Origin of the sequence: Pseudomonas neuropathica, assembly GCF_015461835.1 — a bacterium.
GTDB classification, from domain to species: domain Bacteria; phylum Pseudomonadota; class Gammaproteobacteria; order Pseudomonadales; family Pseudomonadaceae; genus Aquipseudomonas; species Aquipseudomonas neuropathica.
In genome coordinates this window covers 76,698-95,439 of the sequence record NZ_JACOPX010000008.1, presented here as the reverse complement: position 1 = coordinate 95,439, position 18,742 = coordinate 76,698, and the positions used below count along the sequence as shown (strand labels likewise).

Genomic DNA, 18,742 nt, shown 5'->3' with positions numbered 1-18,742 from the left:
GTTTGTCGGAAATTAAACCGAGGTGCGCGCCGCAGGCTAGCCTTGCTGCCCTTGAAAGCGCTTCAGCGTGGCCTGATACATTTTTGTTCTGCGGTGATTTTCCCCGTAGGTACCGGCAGCCGCGACGGTTCCTGACTGAATGTGATCCAGATAGCTGAAAATCTTGCGCGGTGACAGGAACTTGATGCCATAGCCCAGGCTGCTCATTCGATCTTGCAGCGCATAACCGGGAACCTGCTCATCCATGCAGAAGTGCAGGCCCAAGGACTTCATCAGACGGACATTCCACAATGTGCAGAAACTTTTCAGATGAGTTTCTTTGTAGGGTCTCGGCATTTTCGAGCGCAGGCCAAGACGTACTTTAGCTTTACGTACATAGTGCTTGCAGAAACGCGAAGTTAATCGCCAAGTGTCACGAACAACCCCGCGATTGAGTTGTTCTACACAACCGACTGCGGCCATATCCGGGTTTTTCGTGCATTCACGCATCATCATCGCAAACACTTCCTTGTCGTAGACAAAGGTGTCGGTGTGCAACAGAAACAAATAATCGGTGTCGACTTTTTCCAGTGCCAGATCCAGCGCCTTGCCGTGCGCAATATGGCCGACTTCCTTGCCCGGGGAAGGCCGTTCAATCAAGTTGATCCAGTCGAGCGAACGCAAGTAATCGAGACTGGCATCCTCCGAATCGTTATCCACCACCCACACTGGAATGCGCTGCTCCTGGACGTGCTCACGCAAAAGCTCGAGGCACATACGGGTGATGTCCGGGGTTTTGTAATTTACCAAGACAAGGCTGAAATTCGACGCTGGCTGGGTTGGTAAATCAAACGCTTTCATGTCGGAAGGACTCATCTGCGATTCAAGGGCGACAGGGTTTCGTGGCTGCGATCGTAGCGAGGCAACCTTAGTCGAACCTTAATTTGCGGATGTGACGGTAGATGTATGCCGAAGAGAGGCGGCTGATCTTACGAAATGCACGGGGTGCTGCCGGTCATTACCGGATAAAATGCGCGCCCCCCTCACTGTTCAAGGAAGAAACGGCGCGCGCCGTTGTGTAACGGATGAAACCACTCTCCCTCTACCACCCGGCCTTGTACTGGCTGCGCGTGTGGCAAAAAAGACTGTTCCGCCAGATTGCCTGGCACTGTTCCAGCAAACGCTACGCACGCCCCGTCGCCGCAGCCGAGCGCCTGCCATTTCGCTACCTCAAACACACCTCGAAACTCATCCGCAAACTCGGCGACTCCGACCTCGCCCTGCAACACAACAAAGTCATCAACCTCAAACTCGCCGTCACCGCCATCGACGGCGTCATCATCGCCCCCGGCGAACACTTCTCCTTCTGCCGCCTCGTTGGCCGCCCGACGTTGAAGCGCGGCTACGTTGAAGGCATGGAACTGTCCTTCGGTGAGGCACGACGCGGAGTAGGCGGTGGCATTTGCCAACTGAGCAACCTGATCCACTGGATGGCCATTCATTCACCGCTGGTGGTGGTCGAACGCTCCAACCACAGCTTCGACCCGTTTCCGGATGAGGGGCGGGTGCTGCCGTTCGGGTCCGGGGCGGCGATTTTCTACAACTACGTTGATCTGGTGCTGCACAACCCGACGGATCGGAGCTTTCAGCTGAAGTTGAACGTCGGCGAGACACAGCTCGAAGGGGAGTTGTTGTGTGATCGGGTGAGGGAATATCGCTATCACGTGTTTCAAGAGGCGCATCGGTTCGTGCGGGAGGGGGCAAGGGTGTATCGGGAGAACGAGATTTGGCGAGAGGTCAGGGAAAAAGGGCAGGTGGGGCAGTTGGTGGAAAGGGAGAGGCTTTATCGGAATCGGGTCGTGGTGAAGTATGAAGTGGCGGGGGAACTGGTTGAATAGATGCATTGTGGATGCGGGGTTTCAGCTTCGATGACGTAAGTGTTGTTTTTCAGCTTTTCGTGGATTTTTAGGCGGGTTAGTCGTTTACCGAGTAAGCGGGGAGGCTATTCAAGGGGAGACCACTTCTAGAAGAAAGAAAACGTGGTTTATCCCCCATGTTCCCACTCGCCGTCGGTGATCGTAGAGCGCTCCAGCCGCAGCTTCGCCCGCTCCGGGATCAGGCCCCGGCTCCGGGGAGGTGATTTTCTTTAACTACCAGGAGATCTCAGTATCCATAAACAGGGACGAAATAAGAAAGCGGTGGGTGCGTTTTTTTCCATTCCTCTGCGAATAGAAGGCCTTGCTTGATTTCTTGCTCCGTCATTTTTTCAGCTATATCAGGCAGTATCATCCTTCCATCTTCACCTGCTGTCCCGCCGCCCTCGAATTTCGACATGAGATAGGCTAGTCCATAAGCCTCAATCATGTTTTTTGGATAGTCTAGATCGTTGGGCAAATGGGCTAATCTGAGAGCGTAATTACCGACTGCGCTGGCATAACCGTTTTCGGCCGATTTTTTCAGCCAATAAGAAACTTCTTCTTTCTTGCCATCATGTTCGAATAGATAGTTGGCATAAAGATACATTGCCTTGGGATATCCACCTTCAGCTGAGGCTTTGTACCACTTTTGAATAGTTTTATCGCGGCTACCGGGAATAAGAAACCATCCGTCTCCGTCATCGTAGATTCCAGCGAGTGTATTTTGCGCTAAAGGATCACCTGCCTCTGCGGCCATTTCCAGCCAACTAAACCCTTGTCTGGTGATAAATAAAACGGTCATCGCTTCAGTGTCGTTGTTCTTGGCTCGTTCCTGAGCTATTTGTATTACTTGCTCACGCCATTCGTCTGCACCTTTGCCACCGCAGCCTTTCATGTCGAAACAAATATTGTTTTTACTGCTTAGTCTCAACATTGCGTAGAGGTGACCCTGATTCGCTGCTGCTTCATACCATTTTCTCGCTTCGTCAGTTGTGTATCGGTTGCTCAGACGAATTGCCTCTGCGAGGTAATACTGAGCTGTCTCGTCACCGGCTATGGCAGCACGCTCTAGTAAAGGTTGAGAGTCATACCAGTCGCTTTGCTGATATAAAGTTAGTCCTTTTTCTTTTGTTAGCTGCTGCTCTTGGGTTAATTGCGCAAAAGCTGAGCAGGGAAAAAGGGTGGATAGAAGTACGGTTAATACGAATTTAATCAATGTGTGGCTCCTTGCAACTTTCTTTTTGATCGGACACAGATAAACTTCCTTAGGTCAGTAGCCGTAAGCCGGAACAAAGTAGGAAAGTGGTGGGTGAGTCTTTTCCCAATCTTTGGCAAAGCGAATCCCATCCTCTATTTCTTGAGGACTCATCTTTTCGGCAATTTCAGAGAGGCTTCTTCGAGCATCCTCAGGGGCTACGCCACCGCCTTGCAAATGGGAGATAAGGTAGGTGATTCCATAGGCTTCTACCAAGTCCAAAGGGAATCCGTAACTGTCAGGGAGATGAGCGACAGTGAGGGCATATCCACCAGCAGCATCAATATGACCTGACTCAGCCGCTTTCTTTAGCCAATATCCTACATCTTCTTTGCGCGCATTATTTTCATATAAAAAATTTGAATATAGGTACATGCCCGGCGGGTAACCGCTGTCAGCTGAAGCTTTGAGCCATTTTTCAACGGCTTTCTCGCGACTACCAGGAATAAGGAACCAACCCTCACCATCTTTGTACTCACCAGCGAGCGTTTTTTGAGCAAATCCACTGCCTGCTGTCGCTGCCTTTTCTAACCATTGCAAACCTTGGCTAGCGGTAAATAAAACAATCATTGCCTCAGTATCGCCTTTCTCGGCGCGTTCATTTGCAATCTGCAGCGCATAACTCCGCCATTCTTCATCGTTTTTACCTGAGCAACTTTGCATCTCTTTGCACAAGTCATGCGCACTCAGCCGAAGCATTGCGTACAAATTTCCTTGATTAGCTGCGGATTTGTACCATTTTTTTGCATCTTCGGTGGTGTAGCGGTTGCTGAGGCGGATAGCCTCTCCCAGGTAATATTGCGCTGTACTGTCCCCTGCATCTGCCGCGATTTTCAGTAGTGGCTGTGAATCGTACCAATCACTTTTTTGATAAAGGATAATTCCGTTATTTCTTGCTAATAGCTGTTCTGTTGTTAGCTGTGCGAAAGCTGGAGTGAATAAAAATATTGAGTATAAATTGATGATATATATTATTTTAGTCAATGATTCGTCCTGTATGGAAAGCTTTGACTATTTGGATGGGGGGGATGATGGCCAGTGTATACGTTCGATTAAGTGCGGTGGCTATAGATTCTTGTCTCTGTTGCAAAAAAGTCTAATCTGTCAATGATATTTTTAATCGGGGGCATGCTACATGTAAAGCATGATAAACCGTCTTCTGCCCCTGGACATAATTGGGCGAAGGTAGGGGTGTTAAGAATATTTGATCGTCTAGTATCCGTATATTGGGTCAAAATAAAAGGAAAAAGCGACGGATTATTTAATTTCTGAAGTGTCTGTTAAATAAATCCATCGCTTTGTGTTGTTGGTTGTTCTCTAGTTGCAATGGGTTTGCTAGTAACCGTATGTCGGATGGAAATACGATAAAGGAGGGTGGGATTTTTCCCATTCTTTTGCGAATGATATTCCTAGCTTTATTTCTTCAGGTTGCATTTTTTTTGCTATTTCCAGGAGGTTCAATCTTGCATCTTCCGGTGCGATTGCTCCGCCTTTGAGGCTTGCTATCAAGTAGGTGAATCCGTAAGCCTTAACGAGATCTAAAGGAAATCCATAAGTATCTGGAAGATGGGCAATATTTAATGCGTAGCCCCCTAGTGCATTTATATGTCCGGATTCAGCTGTTTTTTTGAGCCAGCTTCCGACCTCTTCTTTACTACCATTGTGTTCATATAAATAGTTTGCATACAGATACATGCCCGGAGGAAAACCTCCTTCTGCTGAAGCCTTAAACCATTTTTTAACTGCTTTCTCGCGACTCCCAGGGATCAAAAACCATCCCTCTCCACTTTGGTAAGCACTAGCGAGCCGCTGTTGAGCAAAATTATCACCCGATTCTGCGGCTCGTTCTAGCCATTCCAACCCTTGATTTGCCGTAAACAGCACAACCATTGCCTCAGTATCACCTTTGTCGGCACGCTCACGGGCAATTTTTAAAGCTTGCTCTCTCCAATCAACATTACCTTTCCCCGCGCAGTCATCTAGTAAGTTGCAAAGATCCTTTTTACTACTTAGACGTAGCATAGCGTAAAGTTCACCTTGCTCTGCCGCAGCTACGTACCAATTTCTGGCCTCCTCTGTCATGTAGCGATTACTCAGTCGTATCGCCTCACCTAGAAAATATTGAGATTTTTTATCGCCGGCCTCAGCCGCGGTTCGTAAAAACGGTTGCGAGGAAGTCCATGCACCTTGTTGATAAAGAGTAATTCCCTTGTCTTTGGCTATTGCCTCGGGCTCTGTCAATTGTGCAGCGGAGGCACTGGATAAAATAAAGAATATTAAAAAACTTAAGATTGCTCGATTAATCAATGTTTGGTCCTTTGTAATTAGCTTTGAGACCTTGGACTGGTGCGAAAGCTGGTCCGGTGTATGTGGTGCTGTAGTCGCAGTGCTTGTTTAAGCGTATTCCAAGTTTAGAGACCCGATCTCGATACCTGGATCGCATGGCGTTGTTGGTTTGGTCAAGTCCTAACACCCGCTCAGCCATAAATAAATCTAGCTTTGCCTTGTTTTTACAGTAAGAGAGTCCAGCTTGTTCAGGTCGTGCACCATCTCGATTCATACGAATGATTGCTTCTTCAAACTGTTGATTGGCGTCAGGCTTGCTGGATATCCAGCCTAGGCATCGCTCAATTGACTGTTGCTGTAAAAGGTGAACTTCATCTTCATTGAAGTTTTCTTTTTCTTTTTCGTCGTCTTCTACTGTGAGCGGTTTGGGTGGAGTGCTCAGCGCCAGTAGTAGTGGTCCCAAAGCCTGCGGCAGCAAGTTATATACCCAATCCTGCATTATTTTCTGGTTTTCAGCTATTGCGAGTGAGTAAGCAATCTGCCCACCCCGATCCCCTTCGGTCAGCGCATCAAAAATCTCTTTAACAATTGCATACCCACGCACGTACGCAAATACCACATCAATACCTGTGGCGCCAAGGAAGCTCAGTTTTTCCATATAGGCTGAGGCTTCCTTATCCACCCAATCGAGATCCTTGTATTGGTTCGCGGCCATTTCCTGTCGTACCAGTTCCGTCAATGCAACGATGCTGTCGTAGCCCACTTCAAAGGTCAAATAACCTTTAACCCCCGCGCCCCAGACCAGTGAACCCTTGATCGACAGCAAAAGGCGTCCGTTTTGCATTCGAAGGTGCATATCGCCCGAGATGCCTGCGCCGAGTGCAACGGCCATTTCCACTTCCAGTTTGGCTAGCGGGCGCCATTGGTTGGCTAATACGCGATTGGGTACTGGGGCAGGGGGGAGGACGCTGGGTGGCGGGCACCAGAACAGTTTACCGGTGACTTTGCATCCGGCCTGTGCGCCTGCAAACACTTCGTATTTGGCGAGGTCACCGGATTTTTCGGCAAGGTCCACACCGATGAGGCTGGTGTAGCCGGTTTTTTGATCGAGGGTGAGATCGCGCGACAACATGAGGCTGGCACCGGCGAAGCCCCAGGCCTTGGCCTCCAGATCAAGGGATAATTTGCCGAAGTTGACGCTGCGAATGCTGCCGTCGTGGGCGGTGTATTGAGCGGTCCAAGGCTCGGCCTTGACCCGTTTGGGATACTCGAATTTCAGCAAGGTCACTTCCCCTCGCCATGCAGCCACATCCAGCGCGACCTCAACGTTGGCGAGTTGGGGGCTGCCACTTTTCAACGTGGGACCTTCCATTTTGACTTCGGTCAGCAGGTTGGCACCTTCAGGCAGCAGGCAACGTACCAATTGTGCCTGCGGGCTGTTGTCAAAAAGCATGAGGTTACGAAGCTGTTTATCTTCGAAAACCATGGCTTTGAGGTTTTCGCCCCAGCTTTTGCGTTTGGCTTCGGCTTTGATGCTTTCGACTCTGTAGCCTTTGGCTTCCAGCGCAGCAAAAAATTTTTCTGGCAGGAACAGGCCATGTTCATCGAACCATGGGCCTTTCTCATCGAACTGAAGTGCGCCTTCCTGATCCAGCCAATCACTGAACACACGATCGTCGTCTGCTTCTTTGGCAATCGATTTAGGCAAGCTGCTCTTGAGCTCTTTCAGTTGGTCCTTAAACGCGTTGCCACTGGCTTGGGCCAGTTGTTTCAGGCTGATGTGGTTCAGGATCGTCGTCGAAGAGGCGCTGCTGAGTTCACGTAGCGGAATGTTGGTTTTGGCCAGGCGTTCGAGGGGTTTTGGCTTGTAGCTCTCCGCGTCCCAGAGGAAGAGGCGGGGAGGCTTCAGTGCTCGAACGCGTGCTTCGGCGGTGGTCTGAATCCGCTCAGCCTCTGTGTTCAGGTCGTACCACTGCTTTTGCAAGCTGACAAACAGCACTCCAGGTGGCGCTGACTTGCCACCGGTAGCCGAGACCCATTGGGAATAACGCGCTTCGATTTTTTTCTCAAGCTCATCGCGTTTGTTTGTCAGTTCGATAAAGGCCTGAAAATCCTCGGTCCCTGTGTACTGGTCGTCAGGGCTGAGTGCGAACTCGGGAACCGCCACCCCGCACTCGGCGAGTTCCACGATGGCATTGATGTATGGGGACATCAGGTCTTTCAGCGCGAGGATGTTGATCTGCACACCCTTGAGTTTCTTTTCGTCGATCTCGCCGGTTTCAATGAGTTTTTTGTGAAGCGCCTTATAGTCCTTCAGATGCTCCCACGCCGACGCAATCTTTTTACTGCCGGGATCGAACATTTTGTAGCCGTGAGCTTTTGCCTTGTCGCGCTCTTTAATGTACTTGTCGATGGCCTCGCGAGCCTTCAAAGCGCGCGGCGTGTAGAAAACCCCGTTTTCTCGCTTGTACCCCAGCTTCTCTGCGGCGGTGTCGGAGACCTTTTCCAGCGCTTCCATGTTCTTTTTGTTTTTATCGATGCGTTGCTGAGCTGCGAACATCTCGCGCTCAGCATGCATCGTCGCGTCGCTGTCACCTTTGGCTTTAGCTGCGTCCCAATCTTTGCTGCACTGCGCTTTTTTCGCCGTGTCTTCGGGGATTGCCGATTTCGACGCCAGGTAACTGCTACGGTCGTCTGCTTCGAGAAAAGCCTCCGGGCCGGGCGTGAGGAAGTAGTCCATCAGCCCGGCATCGGCGATATTGCTCATTCGCGTGGCTTTGTCTGCGTCGACGGTTTTTTGCTTGAGCAGGTTGACGCTTTCTTTCAGCTTCTCCGAAGCACGTTTCGGCAGAAGCCAGAACCGACGCTGGCCGGTGACGTAGATGATGTCGTCATAGCTGCTGCTGCAACCCGGCTTCTTGTCCTTGCAGAATGTTTCTAAGTCGGCAGATGACTTCGGTGGGTCCGCCGGGATAACAACAGGTGGTTGTTCTGGGGTAGATGCTTGTTCGGACGTACCTGTCATTTCAAACTTCCAGTCGTTGTACTTTCTCGAATGCCGGCATATCGCTGCTCAGCACGTTCATTACGTCGGCGCGCGCTCGCAACGGGCTTTGGTTCAACTGCGGCAACAGACGCTCAAGGTGGCGTCCCTCTTCTATGCCGTGATCCACCAGCAGTTGCAAATTTTCGGACACGCCCGGCAGTTGTTCATTCGGCAAACCGTTGGCCGATTCGGTTTCGCGGGCTCGAATCCAGTACCACCAACGCACTTCATCGAACGCAACCAATGTCGTTTCCTGAAGTTGCAGCGGATACCTGTGCTCGCCAGTAGAGGCATCGAATTCTTGAGTTTGTTCCCAGACGCGCCAGTTCATATCGTCAATATGCGAGGGAGGTGTGTAGACGCTTTGCCACGGACCCAATAGAGCCTGGGCAGGTACAGTCAGCGCCAGAGCACTCCAGAATGCCGGATCGTAAAAGCGTGCCAGTGAGTCGCCGTGGGATTTGCTGTTCATTCGTAACAGTCGACGGGCATGCAGGAGGGTGTTTTCCGGTTTGTCCCGAGAGGTCAGCAGAATGCCTGCGCGGTTTCCGCGGCACAGTTCAACGGCCTTGGCTGCGGCGGCGCCTCCCGGCTTCAATTGCAGCCATAGTGGACTGACTTCATTCATTTCGGCGAAAGGTGTGCCCTGGAAAAGTTTTTCGACTTCGCCTATGTCGGCCTGCTGATAGAGCTGTTCCAGAGCGCGAGGCTGCCGGACGCTATCGATGATGCAATACAAGGAGCGGCTTGCAACGTTGCCTGCTGGCGTGGTGACCACGGGTTGTTCAAGAAAGCGACTTAACCATTCAGACATGGGCAAACCTCTCGCGAGCAAGCGCCATTGGCTTGCTTTCCACAGATCGGAACAAGGGGTAGGCCTTGAACGCTTTTTCTTACAAACGGATTGGTCATTGGCGGGACTAACACCTTGCCAGCCTTGTCAGCGTCAGCCTGTTTCACGACGCCCGGCAACAACGGCGCCGCCCCCGTGCCGCTCCCCGGGCTTCCCCCCGAGTTCATATTGATCACCGGCCCACTCATGGTCACGCCGCCAGCATCAATCTTGATGAAGCTGCCACCGCCGACCAGCGTGAGTTCGGCACCTGCTTCCATCACCACTTTCATGCCGCTGCTGAGGTGGATTTCTTGCCCAGCGTCGATGAACTGGCCGGTACCAATCTTGATGTGCTGGTTCACACCGACGGTGAGGTGGTCGTTGGCGCGGGTTTCGACTTTGCGATCGGCGTAGACGGTGTGGTGTTCTTCGGCCTTGAATTCCGTGTAGCTGTTCTGCTCGACGGTGTCGTGGCGTTCGTTGCCGACGCGGATTTTCTGGTCGTGCTCGATGTTTTCGTCCCAGTCGCGCTGGGCGTGCAGATAGATCTGCTCCTGACCTTTTTTGTCTTCGATGCGCAGTTCGTTGTAGCCGCCACCGCCCATGGAACTGAGGGTCTTGAAGGTGCTGCGGGTCTTGTTCGCCGGCAGTTCATACGGGACGGTGTTTTCCTTGTGGTACAGGCAGCCGCTGATCAGCGGTTGATCGGGGTCGCCTTCAAGGAAGGTGACCAGCACTTCCATGCCGATGCGCGGGATGGCGATGCCGCCGTACTGGGCGCCGGCCCAAGCGCTCGAGACGCGTAGCCAGCAGCTGGTTTTGTCGTCGGCTTCGCCTTCGCGGTCCCAGTGGAATTGCACTTTGACGCGGCCGTACTCGTCGCAGTGAATCTCTTCGCCTTTCGGGCCGGTGACCACGGCGCTTTGGCTGCCGAGGATGCGCGGTTTTGGATGGCGCAGCGGAGGGCGGTTGGGCACGTCCCACGGCGTGGCCTGGAAGCGGTTGCGGTAGCCCTGGTGGAAATCGTCTTTGAGTGCGGTGGTGTCGCTGGTCACCGACTCTTCGAGCACTTGCGGCTGTTTGCCTTCGTGGAGGACTTCGGTCAGCAACCAGAGGTCATTCCATTTGGCTTTCGGGTGCGCGGTCAGGGCGAGGAAGTGGCCGCTGACCAACAGCGGCTGATCGCTCGTGCCTTCAGCCAGCTTGAAATCGCTGCGATGACGTTCGAGGGCGCGTTTGGCCAGGTGTTTGCCGCGCTCGCGGTCGATGAAACGACCTGGGTAATCGTAGTCTTCGAGGTCGGGTAGGGCGTCGCCACGGTTCTCGCTTTCGAGTGTGAGGCGTGGTTTTTCGAAATCGTAATCGCGGCGGGTGGTGCGGCTGGTACGGGTTTCCAGGCGCAGGTCGAAGCGCTTGATCACCGGGTCGCTGGCGACCATGCCGGAGTCTTGCTGGTAGGCCACAGGCTTGAGTTTCGGGAACACCGTCTGGTCATCGCCGAACACCAGTTTGTGCGCCGTTGCCGTGTGCTCGAAGTGGTAGTGGATACCTTCTTCCTCACACAGGCGCTGGATGAAGTGCAGGTCCGATTCATCGTATTGCACGCAGTAGACGCGCTCGGGATAAATCGAACCGGTCTTGAATTCGTAGGCGTTGCTTTGAATGCCGTGATCTTCGAGGACCATACCGATGATTTTCGGCACGGTGAGGTTCTGGAAGATGCGCTGGTTGACGCGATGCGCCAGGTAGGACAGTTGCGGGCGCAGGGTCACCGAGTAACGGGTCAGGCGTTTGCCGGAATCACCTTGCGCGGCGCGGTAGATCTGGCCGTGGATGCCGCTGCCGTCAGGCGACAGTTGCAGGAAGGCCGGTTTGTGCAGCAGGGTTTCGAGGTCCAGCGACGGCTGCTCACTGACCAGCTCCACCTCGAAGACAAAAGGCTGGCTGATGGCTTCCCGACCGGTGAGGGTAAACACCTGGAAATCGGCGGAAAGGCCTTCGATGGTCAGGGCAAAGTGGGTTTCATTGGCCGGCGCGAACATCCCTTGTTCCTCGTGCTGTACAGCGGCGTACGTCGACGACCGCAAAGCGGCTCAACTTACGCGAAATTCTGGAGGGCGAAAACAACATCGACCAGCAGAGCTGGCCGATGCTTGTAACGATCAGCCGTAATTAAACGACTGGAGCACGCCAGTCATCGGAACCCGAAGTACCGGATACTTCGTGGGTCCAGGTGATTTTACGGTAGGTGAACTGCACTTCTTCCAGGTGGGTGAAGTGAGCGTTGCCTGGATCCTGGCAGTTGTGCATTTTGTTGTTGATGGCGACGATGATCGCGTCTTCCAGTTTGGTGGTGTAGTAGTGCTCTTGAGTACCTTGAGCAGAAGTACGGTACCACTGGATAACGATTTCGCTCATGCGCTCGCCGGAGGTCAGAGCAGCTTGCAGCAGTGGCGAAGCCTTGTCGTAGACCTTGGTGATCACAACTGGCTTGTGCACGCGCTGACCGGTTGGCTGACCGGACTGTGGGTCACGCGGGATGATCACGTCGTGGGTGAAAGCCTGAACCATAACCTGGTCTTCGTGGCCTTCCTGGTAGGTGTTGCCTACGGAGTCAGCGGTGAAAGCGCCTGCAGTGATCAGGCCTTGTTTTTCGCCGGTAACCGACATGTACGCTGGTGTTGCCATGGGGTGCTCTCCTTGCGGAATAATTTAAGGTGCCCGGGAGGCGAAATCGCCCGGTGGGTGCCTGACTGTTATCAAGGAGCGTGCCAACAATTGTGGCGACCATGCGGGCCGGGCTGTCTGTCTGGTTTTTCCGGTGAACGTGCGAAATAGAGCGGCCATCCAAGGCAAAAGTGCGCAAGAAGTTGCGCAGTACTGCGCAACTTCTTGCGCACTTGGCTGCAGGCCTTGTACGACGTAGCTTTCAGCGGTTTTATCGGTCTGTTTTGCAAATCAAGTGCGCAACTTCTTGCGCACAATGGCCAGATGCCTTCATTGGACTGAAGTGGATGCTTCAAGACTTTCAGATCAAAAGATCGCAGCCTGCGGCAGCTCCTACCTTTGGAATGCATTTCCCCTGTAGGAGCTGCCGAAGGCTGCGATCTTTTCGGCCGTTACCGGGAAAGTGTGGACAGACAATCATCGATCGAGCGTTGCTGCGTCGCGGCATATAACCCCAACTCATCAATGGTCGCGCGCCCCAGCGCCTGCTCGAAGGCCTGTCGATTGGAATGCTCGCCATAATGCGCCTGCGCCGCATCACCAAGGTTCGACTGAAAAATCCCCGCCGCACTCACCGGCAGGAAATCTTCGTACACCAACGGTTCCGCTTTCACATAACCATCGCGCAACAAGTCCTCCAGTGACGACTGTCCAAGTCCTCCAGCAGGGAGACCTTTTTCCGTGGCGAAATAGCGAAAGTACGCCAACTCTTGTTCACGCATGCCTTCGACACTGTCAGGAAATTCGCCAAAGTGCTGAGCCATCAGCGCGTTGTAGCGTGCGGCGTTGGCTTCGTTGGGGAAATCACCGAGTTCATCGCGGGCGGCGTTGAGCAAGCGGTCGTAAAGCGCCCGGCCTTTGGGCGTGAGCGCCGCGCCGCGCTGTTCGATTTCGCCGAAACGCGCGCTGTGGCTACCGCGGATCTGGCTTTGATCGGTGAAGGCGATCGGCTCGTCCAGCGCCTTGAAACTGGTCTGGCGCAGCAGGATCGGGCACTGCCGCCGTGGCGGGCCTTCGATGACCGCTTTCGGGGTGATGCCATGGGCCGGCATCTGTTCCTGCACGCTGTCGATGTCCAGCGTGCGCGGCGTCAGGTGATTGATGTGCGGGCCTTTGAACGCGACCACATCGGCGATCAAACGATGTTGGGCGCTCAAGGTCTGGTATTGCGCGGCAGTAACCGTGGCGCTGTGATGCCAGCGAAAGGTTTCCAATGCCTGTAGGACGAATGCCTCCGCCTCGCTTTCATTCAATCCGCCCGCGGTTTCAGCCTGCGCGATCAGGCGTAATGCTTCAGCGGTAAAGATCGAACGCTGGGCCAGCACGGATTCGGCGAAGGAGCGTAGCTGCGGATCTTCAATCAATTCGAGGCGCAACAGCGACGTAAACACGCGAAACGGGCTGACTTGCAGCGCCTCTTCATGCACCGCGCGAAACGCCGTGGAATGCACCGGCACGCCCGCCGGAGTCAGGTCGTAATAACCCACCGGCTGCATGCCCATCACCGCAAACAAGCGGGCGAGGGTGGCCAGTTCGGTGGCGGTGCCGACGCGAATGGCGCCATGGCGCTCCATGTCCAGGCGTTCGATTTCACCGGTATTGTTGAGCTGCCGGGCGATCTCAGGCTGACGTGCAAGTACCTCGCGATTGGTCTGCTCCACCAATTGCATCAGCGCCCCATACAGCGGCACTTCTTCGCGGTACATGTCGGACATCGCTTTGGAGAAGCGTTGGCGGATCAGGTCGGGGCTGACGAACGGCTGCACGGTCATGAAAAAAATTCCTGCCACGGTCACGGAATGGATGAGGGAAAAGATCGCAGCCTTCTCGCACGCGGGCAAACGAAGAATCCTACGAACTTCATTCTGCCAACGACTGATCCACCAGTTCGATCCAGTGCATCACCCGCGTGCGTCCGGCACTGGCCAGATGGCTCTGGCAGCCGACGTTGGAAGTGACGATCAGCTCAGGGCGACCGCTTTCCAGCGCGTTAAGGCGGTTATCGCGCAGTTGCCGGGCCAGCACCGGTTGCGTCAACGAATACGTACCCGCCGAGCCGCAGCACAAATGGCCGTCGGGCACGGCGGTGAGATTGAAGCCGAGGCGAGTCAGCACGGCTTCCACCGCGCCGCCCAGTTTCAACGCGTGCTGCAATGTGCACGGACAATGCACGGCAATCCGCCGTTCAGTGGCGGCGCAGATCTGTTCGAGGGGTTCCTGCGCGAGTACCTGCACCAGATCCAGCGTCCGCTCGCTGATTTCCCGGGCCTTGGCCGCATACACCGGATCGTCTGCCAGCAAATGCCCGTAATCCTTGATGAATGCGCCGCAACCGCTGGCGGTCTGCACGATCGCTTCGGCGCCGTTTTGCAGGTGCGGCCACCAGACATCGATGTTCTGCCGGGCGCGGTCGAGGCCTTTGGCTTGCGCGTCGAGGTGATAGTCCAGCGCGCCGCAACACCCGGCCTCGGCCACCGGGGTGACACTGATGCCCAAGCGATCCAGCACCCGCGCCGTGGCGTCATTGGTATTTGGCGATAACCCCGGTTGTACGCAGCCTTCAAGCAACAACACCTGCCGGGCATGGCGCGGGGCGGGGCGCAAACCGGAAAGCGGCAGATGCTGCGGCAGTTTGCTTTCAAGCAAGCGCGGCAGCAGCGGGCGAAACGTCGTGCCCACGCGTAGCAAGCCTTTGAACAACCCTGGATTCGGCGCCAATGCGCGCAAACCCTCGCGCAACAGACGTTGCGCCGCCGGACGTGGCACCGCGTGATCGACCACCGCGCGGCCGATGTCGAGCAGGTTGTGATAGTCGACGCCGGACGGGCAGGTGGTTTCGCAGTTACGGCACGACAGGCAGCGATCCAGATGCAGTTGTGTCTGCGCCGTCGCGGGTGCGCCTTCGAGCACTTGCTTGATCAGGTAGATGCGTCCGCGCGGGCCATCCAGTTCATCACCGAGCAATTGATAGGTCGGACACGTCGCGTTGCAAAAACCACAGTGCACGCAAGTACGCAGAATCTTCTCCGCCTCGGCGGCGCGGGGCAGCTTTTGCGATTGTTCGCTGAGGGTGGTTTGCATGGCTAGAACTCCGCATACATGCGCCCGGGGTTGAACAGCCCTTGCGGGTCGAGTTGCGCCTTGAGTTGCCGGTGATAGCGCAGCAGTGTCGCGGGCAATGGCTGGAACGGCGAATTGCTGGCGCCATGGCTGAAACAGGTGGCGTGGCCACCCAGTTCCTGCGCGAGAATGTGGATGTGCGCCGCGTCGGATTTCAGCCAGTGTTGCGCGCCGGCCCAGTCGATCAACTGCTCGCCGGGCAGATCCAGCGGGCCGAGATTGTTCGGCAGTGACAGGCGCCACAACGGCCGGCCTTCATCGAAAAACGCCAGCCTCTGCTCATTCAGATCACGCCAGAACTGCGAGTCCAACGGCTCACCACCGAGGCGTTGATGCGCCGCCGTCACCGAACCTTCGCCGCCCTCAAGCCGCAGGTACAGGCTCTGGCCATCGTGGCACGCGGCACTGATCGGCAATGGTTGTTGGCCCCACTCGGCAAGCTTGGCCAGCGCCCGCGCGCATTCCATATCGAGGCGAATGCTCAGGCACTGGCGCGGTTTCGGCAGGACCTTCAGCGACACTTCGGTGAGCACGCCGAGGCAGCCATAACTGCCGGCCATCAGCCGCGACAGGTCATAACCGGCGACGTTTTTCATCACTTCGCCGCCGAAACGCAGGTGCTGACCGAGGCCGGTGATCACCCGCGTGCCGAGAACGAAGTCGCGCACCGAGCCAGACCACGGTCGTCGTGGCCCGGACAAACCCGTGGCGATCATGCCGCCGACGGTGGCGCCTTCACCGAATGCCGGCGGCTCGCACGGCAACATTTGTCCAGCAGCGTCCAGCGCCGCGAGGAGCTCGGACAAAGGCGTGCCGGCGCGCGCCGTGACCACCAGTTCGGTCGGCTCGTAACGGACGATGCCGCAGTGGGCGCGGGTATCGAGCACTTCACCGGCTACTTCGCGGCCGAGAAAGGCTTTGCTGTTACCGCCCTGAATCTTCAACGGAGTGGCGTTGGCCCGAGCTTCGTTGACCTGATCAAGCAAGGCGCCGGCGGCATCGACGTCGGCCATCAGAAACGCTCCAGTTCGGGGAACGGCAATTGCCCAGCGTGAATGTGCATTGCGCCGAATTCAGCGCAGCGGTGCAGGGTCGGAATGTTCTTGCCGGGATTGAGCAGGCCTTGGGGATCGAACGCGGCTTTTACGGCGTGAAACAGACTCAACTCATCGTTGTTGAACTGCGCGCACATCTGGTTGATTTTTTCGCGGCCGACGCCGTGTTCGCCGGTGATGCTGCCGCCGACCTGCACGCACAGTTCAAGAATCTTGCCGCCCAGGGCTTCGGCGCGGTGCAGTTCGCCCGGTTGATTGGCGTCGAACAGGATCAGCGGGTGCATATTGCCGTCGCCGGCATGGAATACGTTGGCCACGCGCAATCCGTATTCTTCGCTGAGGCGGGCGATGCCTTGCAGGACGCCGGGTAATTCGCGGCGCGGGATGGTGCCGTCCATGCAGTAATAGTCCGGCGACAAACGGCCGATGGCCGGGAAAGCATTTTTGCGCCCGGCCCAGAAGCGCACGCGCTCGGCTTCGTCGCGGGCCTGACGCACTTCGGTGGCGCCGGCCTCGGTCATGACCTCGCGCACCCGTTGGCAGTCGTCGTGGACATCGGCCTCGACGCCATCGAGTTCGCACAGCAGAATCGCCTCGGCATCGACCGGGTAACCGGCGTGAATGAAGTCTTCAGCGGCGCGAATGGCGAGGTTGTCCATCATCTCCAGGCCGCCGGGAATGATCCCCGCCGCGATGATCTCGGCGACCGCGCGGCCGGCCTTTTCCACGGAATCGAAACTGGCCAGCAGGACTTTCGCGACCTGCGGTTTGGGCAGCAGTTTGACCGTGACTTCGGTGATGATCCCCAGCAGACCTTCGGAGCCGGTGAACAAGGCGAGCAAATCGAAACCGGCTGAGTCGAGGGCATCCGAACCCAGGGTCAGGCGTTCGCCTTCGATGGTCAGCACTTCGATTTTCAGCAGGTTGTGCACGGTCAAACCGTACTTGAGGCAATGCACGCCGCCGGCATTTTCGGCGACGTTGCCGCCGATCGAGCAGGCGATTTGCGAGGACGGATCCGGCGCGTAATACAGGCCGAAGGGCGCCGCTGCCTGGGAGATCGCCAGATTGCGCACCCCCGGTTGAACTCGCGCGGTGCGCGCGGCCGGGTCGATGTGCAGGATGTTGTTGAAGCGCGCCATCACCAGCAGCAGGCCTTGTTCCAGCGGCAAGGCGCCGCCGGACAACCCGGTTCCGGCACCACGGGCAACCACCGGGACGTTCTTCTGATGGCAGAGTTTGAGCAGGGTTTGCACTTGCTCGAGTCGACGGGGCAGGGCGACCAGCATCGGCGTGGTGCGGTAGGCGGAGAGGCCGTCGCATTCGTAGGGTTTGAGTTCGTCTTCACGCCACAAAACGTCGAGGTCAGGCAGCGCGCGCTGCAGGTCTTTGAGCAACTCAGCCTTGTTCACCTGCGGCAACGGGCCGTCGAGGCGTTCGTCATAAAGAATATTCATCTACACCTCAGACCTCGTCACTTTGTAGGAGCTGTCGAGTGAAACGAGGCTGCGATCTTTTGATCTTGTTTTTAAAAAGCAAAATCAGAAGATCGCAGCCTTCGGCAGCTCCTACACAGGATGTGTTGAGTGTCATTTCTGGCTTCCGAGAAATTCCCGATACAGGCGCGCAGTATTCCCCGGCTGTTCAACCATCGGCATATGCCCGACATGATCCCAGACATCCACGCGCAAATTGGCGATGCCCTTGCTCCACACCGGCACGCTGCTGACGTCGATCAGCCGATCCTTGCGTCCCCAGAGCAACAGCGCCGGGCACTTGATGTCGGCCAGTTTCGGCTCCATCGGCGGGCTGGCGCGAAAATCGCGGAAGATTTCTTCCAGTTCATCGCGTTGTTGTTCGTAGCGCTGGGCGATGGCGTCCAGCACCAATTTGGGTACCCATGGCGGCGTGGCCATGGTCATGGCGTAGAACTGCTGGAACTCTTCCCGCGAATTGATCAGAAACGGGTTATGCCCGCGCGCCAGATGGCGCTCCATGTCGCTGGCCTCAGGCGCGGTGACGCCGGCCGGGTCGATCAATGCCACCGAGGCGATGCGGTCGGGATACGTCGCCGCTAGCCACGCCGCGATGTAGCCGCCCATCGAGTTGCCGATCACATGGACTTTTTCCACACCACAGACGTCGAGCAACTGGATCATGCGTTTGGCCTGCAGCGGGATGTCGTAGCCGCCGCCCGCCTTGAAGCCGGTTTCACCATGGCCGGCGAGGTCCGGGATGATCACCCGATACTGGCGCACGAAGTGCCGGGAAAAGCGCAGCCACAGGTTCTTCTCGGCGCTGTAGCCATGCAGCATCAGAATCGCGCTGGCCGCTTCATACGGCCCGCCCTGCCAGGTCGAGACGGTCATCTCGGCGATCGGCACTTCAATCTTGTGCAATTTGTACAACTTGGCCTCGATGGCCATGTTCAGGTCGTACAGCCAATGACCGACCGCCGGATAACTCAACCAGCTCCAGGCCACGAAAACCGCGAGGGCGACAAACAGCAAAAGCATCGACGTC

At 55.8% G+C, this 18,742-nt stretch carries 14 protein-coding genes; 1 reads left to right on the top strand and 13 read right to left on the bottom strand.

Annotated features, from left to right (window positions below; genetic code table 11):
* Positions 1 to 36: 36 nt before the first annotated feature.
* Positions 37 to 840 carry a glycosyltransferase family 2 protein gene (locus tag H8F23_RS13180; protein WP_194934656.1) on the bottom strand — a complete coding sequence of 268 codons (804 nt, stop codon included), beginning with the start codon at positions 838 to 840 and terminating at the stop codon, positions 37 to 39.
* Positions 841 to 1,064: 224 nt separating this feature from the next.
* Here H8F23_RS13180 and H8F23_RS13175 point away from each other — a divergent pair, with 224 nt between their 5' ends.
* Positions 1,065 to 1,877: a VanW family protein gene (locus H8F23_RS13175; protein ID WP_194934655.1), complete on the top strand. Its 813-nt coding sequence runs from the start codon at positions 1,065 to 1,067 to the stop codon at positions 1,875 to 1,877.
* 265 nt (positions 1,878 to 2,142) lie between these two features.
* Here the strand turns inward: H8F23_RS13175 and H8F23_RS13170 are convergent, their stop codons facing one another.
* The 12 genes from H8F23_RS13170 to H8F23_RS13115 all read right to left on the bottom strand — a co-directional run bounded on the left by H8F23_RS13170 (position 2,143) and on the right by H8F23_RS13115 (position 18,735).
* Positions 2,143 to 3,111 (bottom strand): tetratricopeptide repeat protein, encoded by a 969-nt coding sequence (locus tag H8F23_RS13170; protein WP_194934654.1) that lies wholly within the window; start codon positions 3,109 to 3,111, stop codon positions 2,143 to 2,145.
* A gap of 54 nt (positions 3,112 to 3,165) precedes the next feature.
* A complete protein-coding gene (locus H8F23_RS13165) occupies positions 3,166 to 4,134 on the bottom strand; it encodes a tetratricopeptide repeat protein (RefSeq protein ID WP_194934653.1) in 969 nt (322 codons plus the stop codon).
* A 351-nt stretch (positions 4,135 to 4,485) separates the two neighbouring features.
* Positions 4,486 to 5,457 (bottom strand): tetratricopeptide repeat protein, encoded by a 972-nt coding sequence (locus H8F23_RS13160; RefSeq protein ID WP_194934652.1) that lies wholly within the window; start codon positions 5,455 to 5,457, stop codon positions 4,486 to 4,488.
* Positions 5,450 to 8,461: a hypothetical protein gene (locus H8F23_RS13155; RefSeq protein ID WP_194934651.1), complete on the bottom strand. Its 3,012-nt coding sequence runs from the start codon at positions 8,459 to 8,461 to the stop codon at positions 5,450 to 5,452. Before H8F23_RS13155 ends, H8F23_RS13160 begins: the two co-directional genes overlap by 8 nt.
* Position 8,462: 1 nt before the next feature.
* Entirely contained in the window at positions 8,463 to 9,296 is an 834-nt protein-coding gene (locus H8F23_RS13150; protein ID WP_194934650.1) for a DUF4123 domain-containing protein, read from the bottom strand.
* Positions 9,281 to 11,359, bottom strand: coding sequence for a type VI secretion system Vgr family protein (gene tssI, locus H8F23_RS13145; RefSeq protein WP_194934649.1), 2,079 nt, complete (start codon positions 11,357 to 11,359; stop codon positions 9,281 to 9,283). Before tssI ends, H8F23_RS13150 begins: the two co-directional genes overlap by 16 nt.
* Before the next feature lie 130 nt (positions 11,360 to 11,489).
* Positions 11,490 to 12,005 carry an Hcp family type VI secretion system effector gene (locus H8F23_RS13140; RefSeq protein ID WP_007949952.1) on the bottom strand — a complete coding sequence of 172 codons (516 nt, stop codon included), beginning with the start codon at positions 12,003 to 12,005 and terminating at the stop codon, positions 11,490 to 11,492.
* Between the two features lie 431 nt (positions 12,006 to 12,436).
* On the bottom strand, positions 12,437 to 13,816 hold the full coding sequence (gene hglS / locus H8F23_RS13135; protein WP_194934648.1) for a 2-oxoadipate dioxygenase/decarboxylase HglS: 1,380 nt from the start codon (positions 13,814 to 13,816) through the stop codon (positions 12,437 to 12,439).
* Positions 13,817 to 13,904: 88 nt separating this feature from the next.
* Positions 13,905 to 15,125: a glycolate oxidase subunit GlcF gene (glcF, locus tag H8F23_RS13130; protein WP_194934647.1), complete on the bottom strand. Its 1,221-nt coding sequence runs from the start codon at positions 15,123 to 15,125 to the stop codon at positions 13,905 to 13,907.
* A gap of 2 nt (positions 15,126 to 15,127) precedes the next feature.
* Positions 15,128 to 16,177, bottom strand: coding sequence for a glycolate oxidase subunit GlcE (gene glcE / locus H8F23_RS13125; protein WP_194934646.1), 1,050 nt, complete (start codon positions 16,175 to 16,177; stop codon positions 15,128 to 15,130).
* Positions 16,177 to 17,676, bottom strand: a complete 1,500-nt coding sequence (gene glcD, locus H8F23_RS13120; RefSeq protein WP_194934645.1) for a glycolate oxidase subunit GlcD — start codon at positions 17,674 to 17,676, stop codon at positions 16,177 to 16,179. Before glcD ends, glcE begins: the two co-directional genes overlap by 1 nt.
* A 132-nt stretch (positions 17,677 to 17,808) precedes the next feature.
* Positions 17,809 to 18,735, bottom strand: coding sequence for an alpha/beta fold hydrolase (locus H8F23_RS13115; RefSeq protein ID WP_194934644.1), 927 nt, complete (start codon positions 18,733 to 18,735; stop codon positions 17,809 to 17,811).
* Between the last annotated feature and the right edge of the window lie 7 nt (positions 18,736 to 18,742).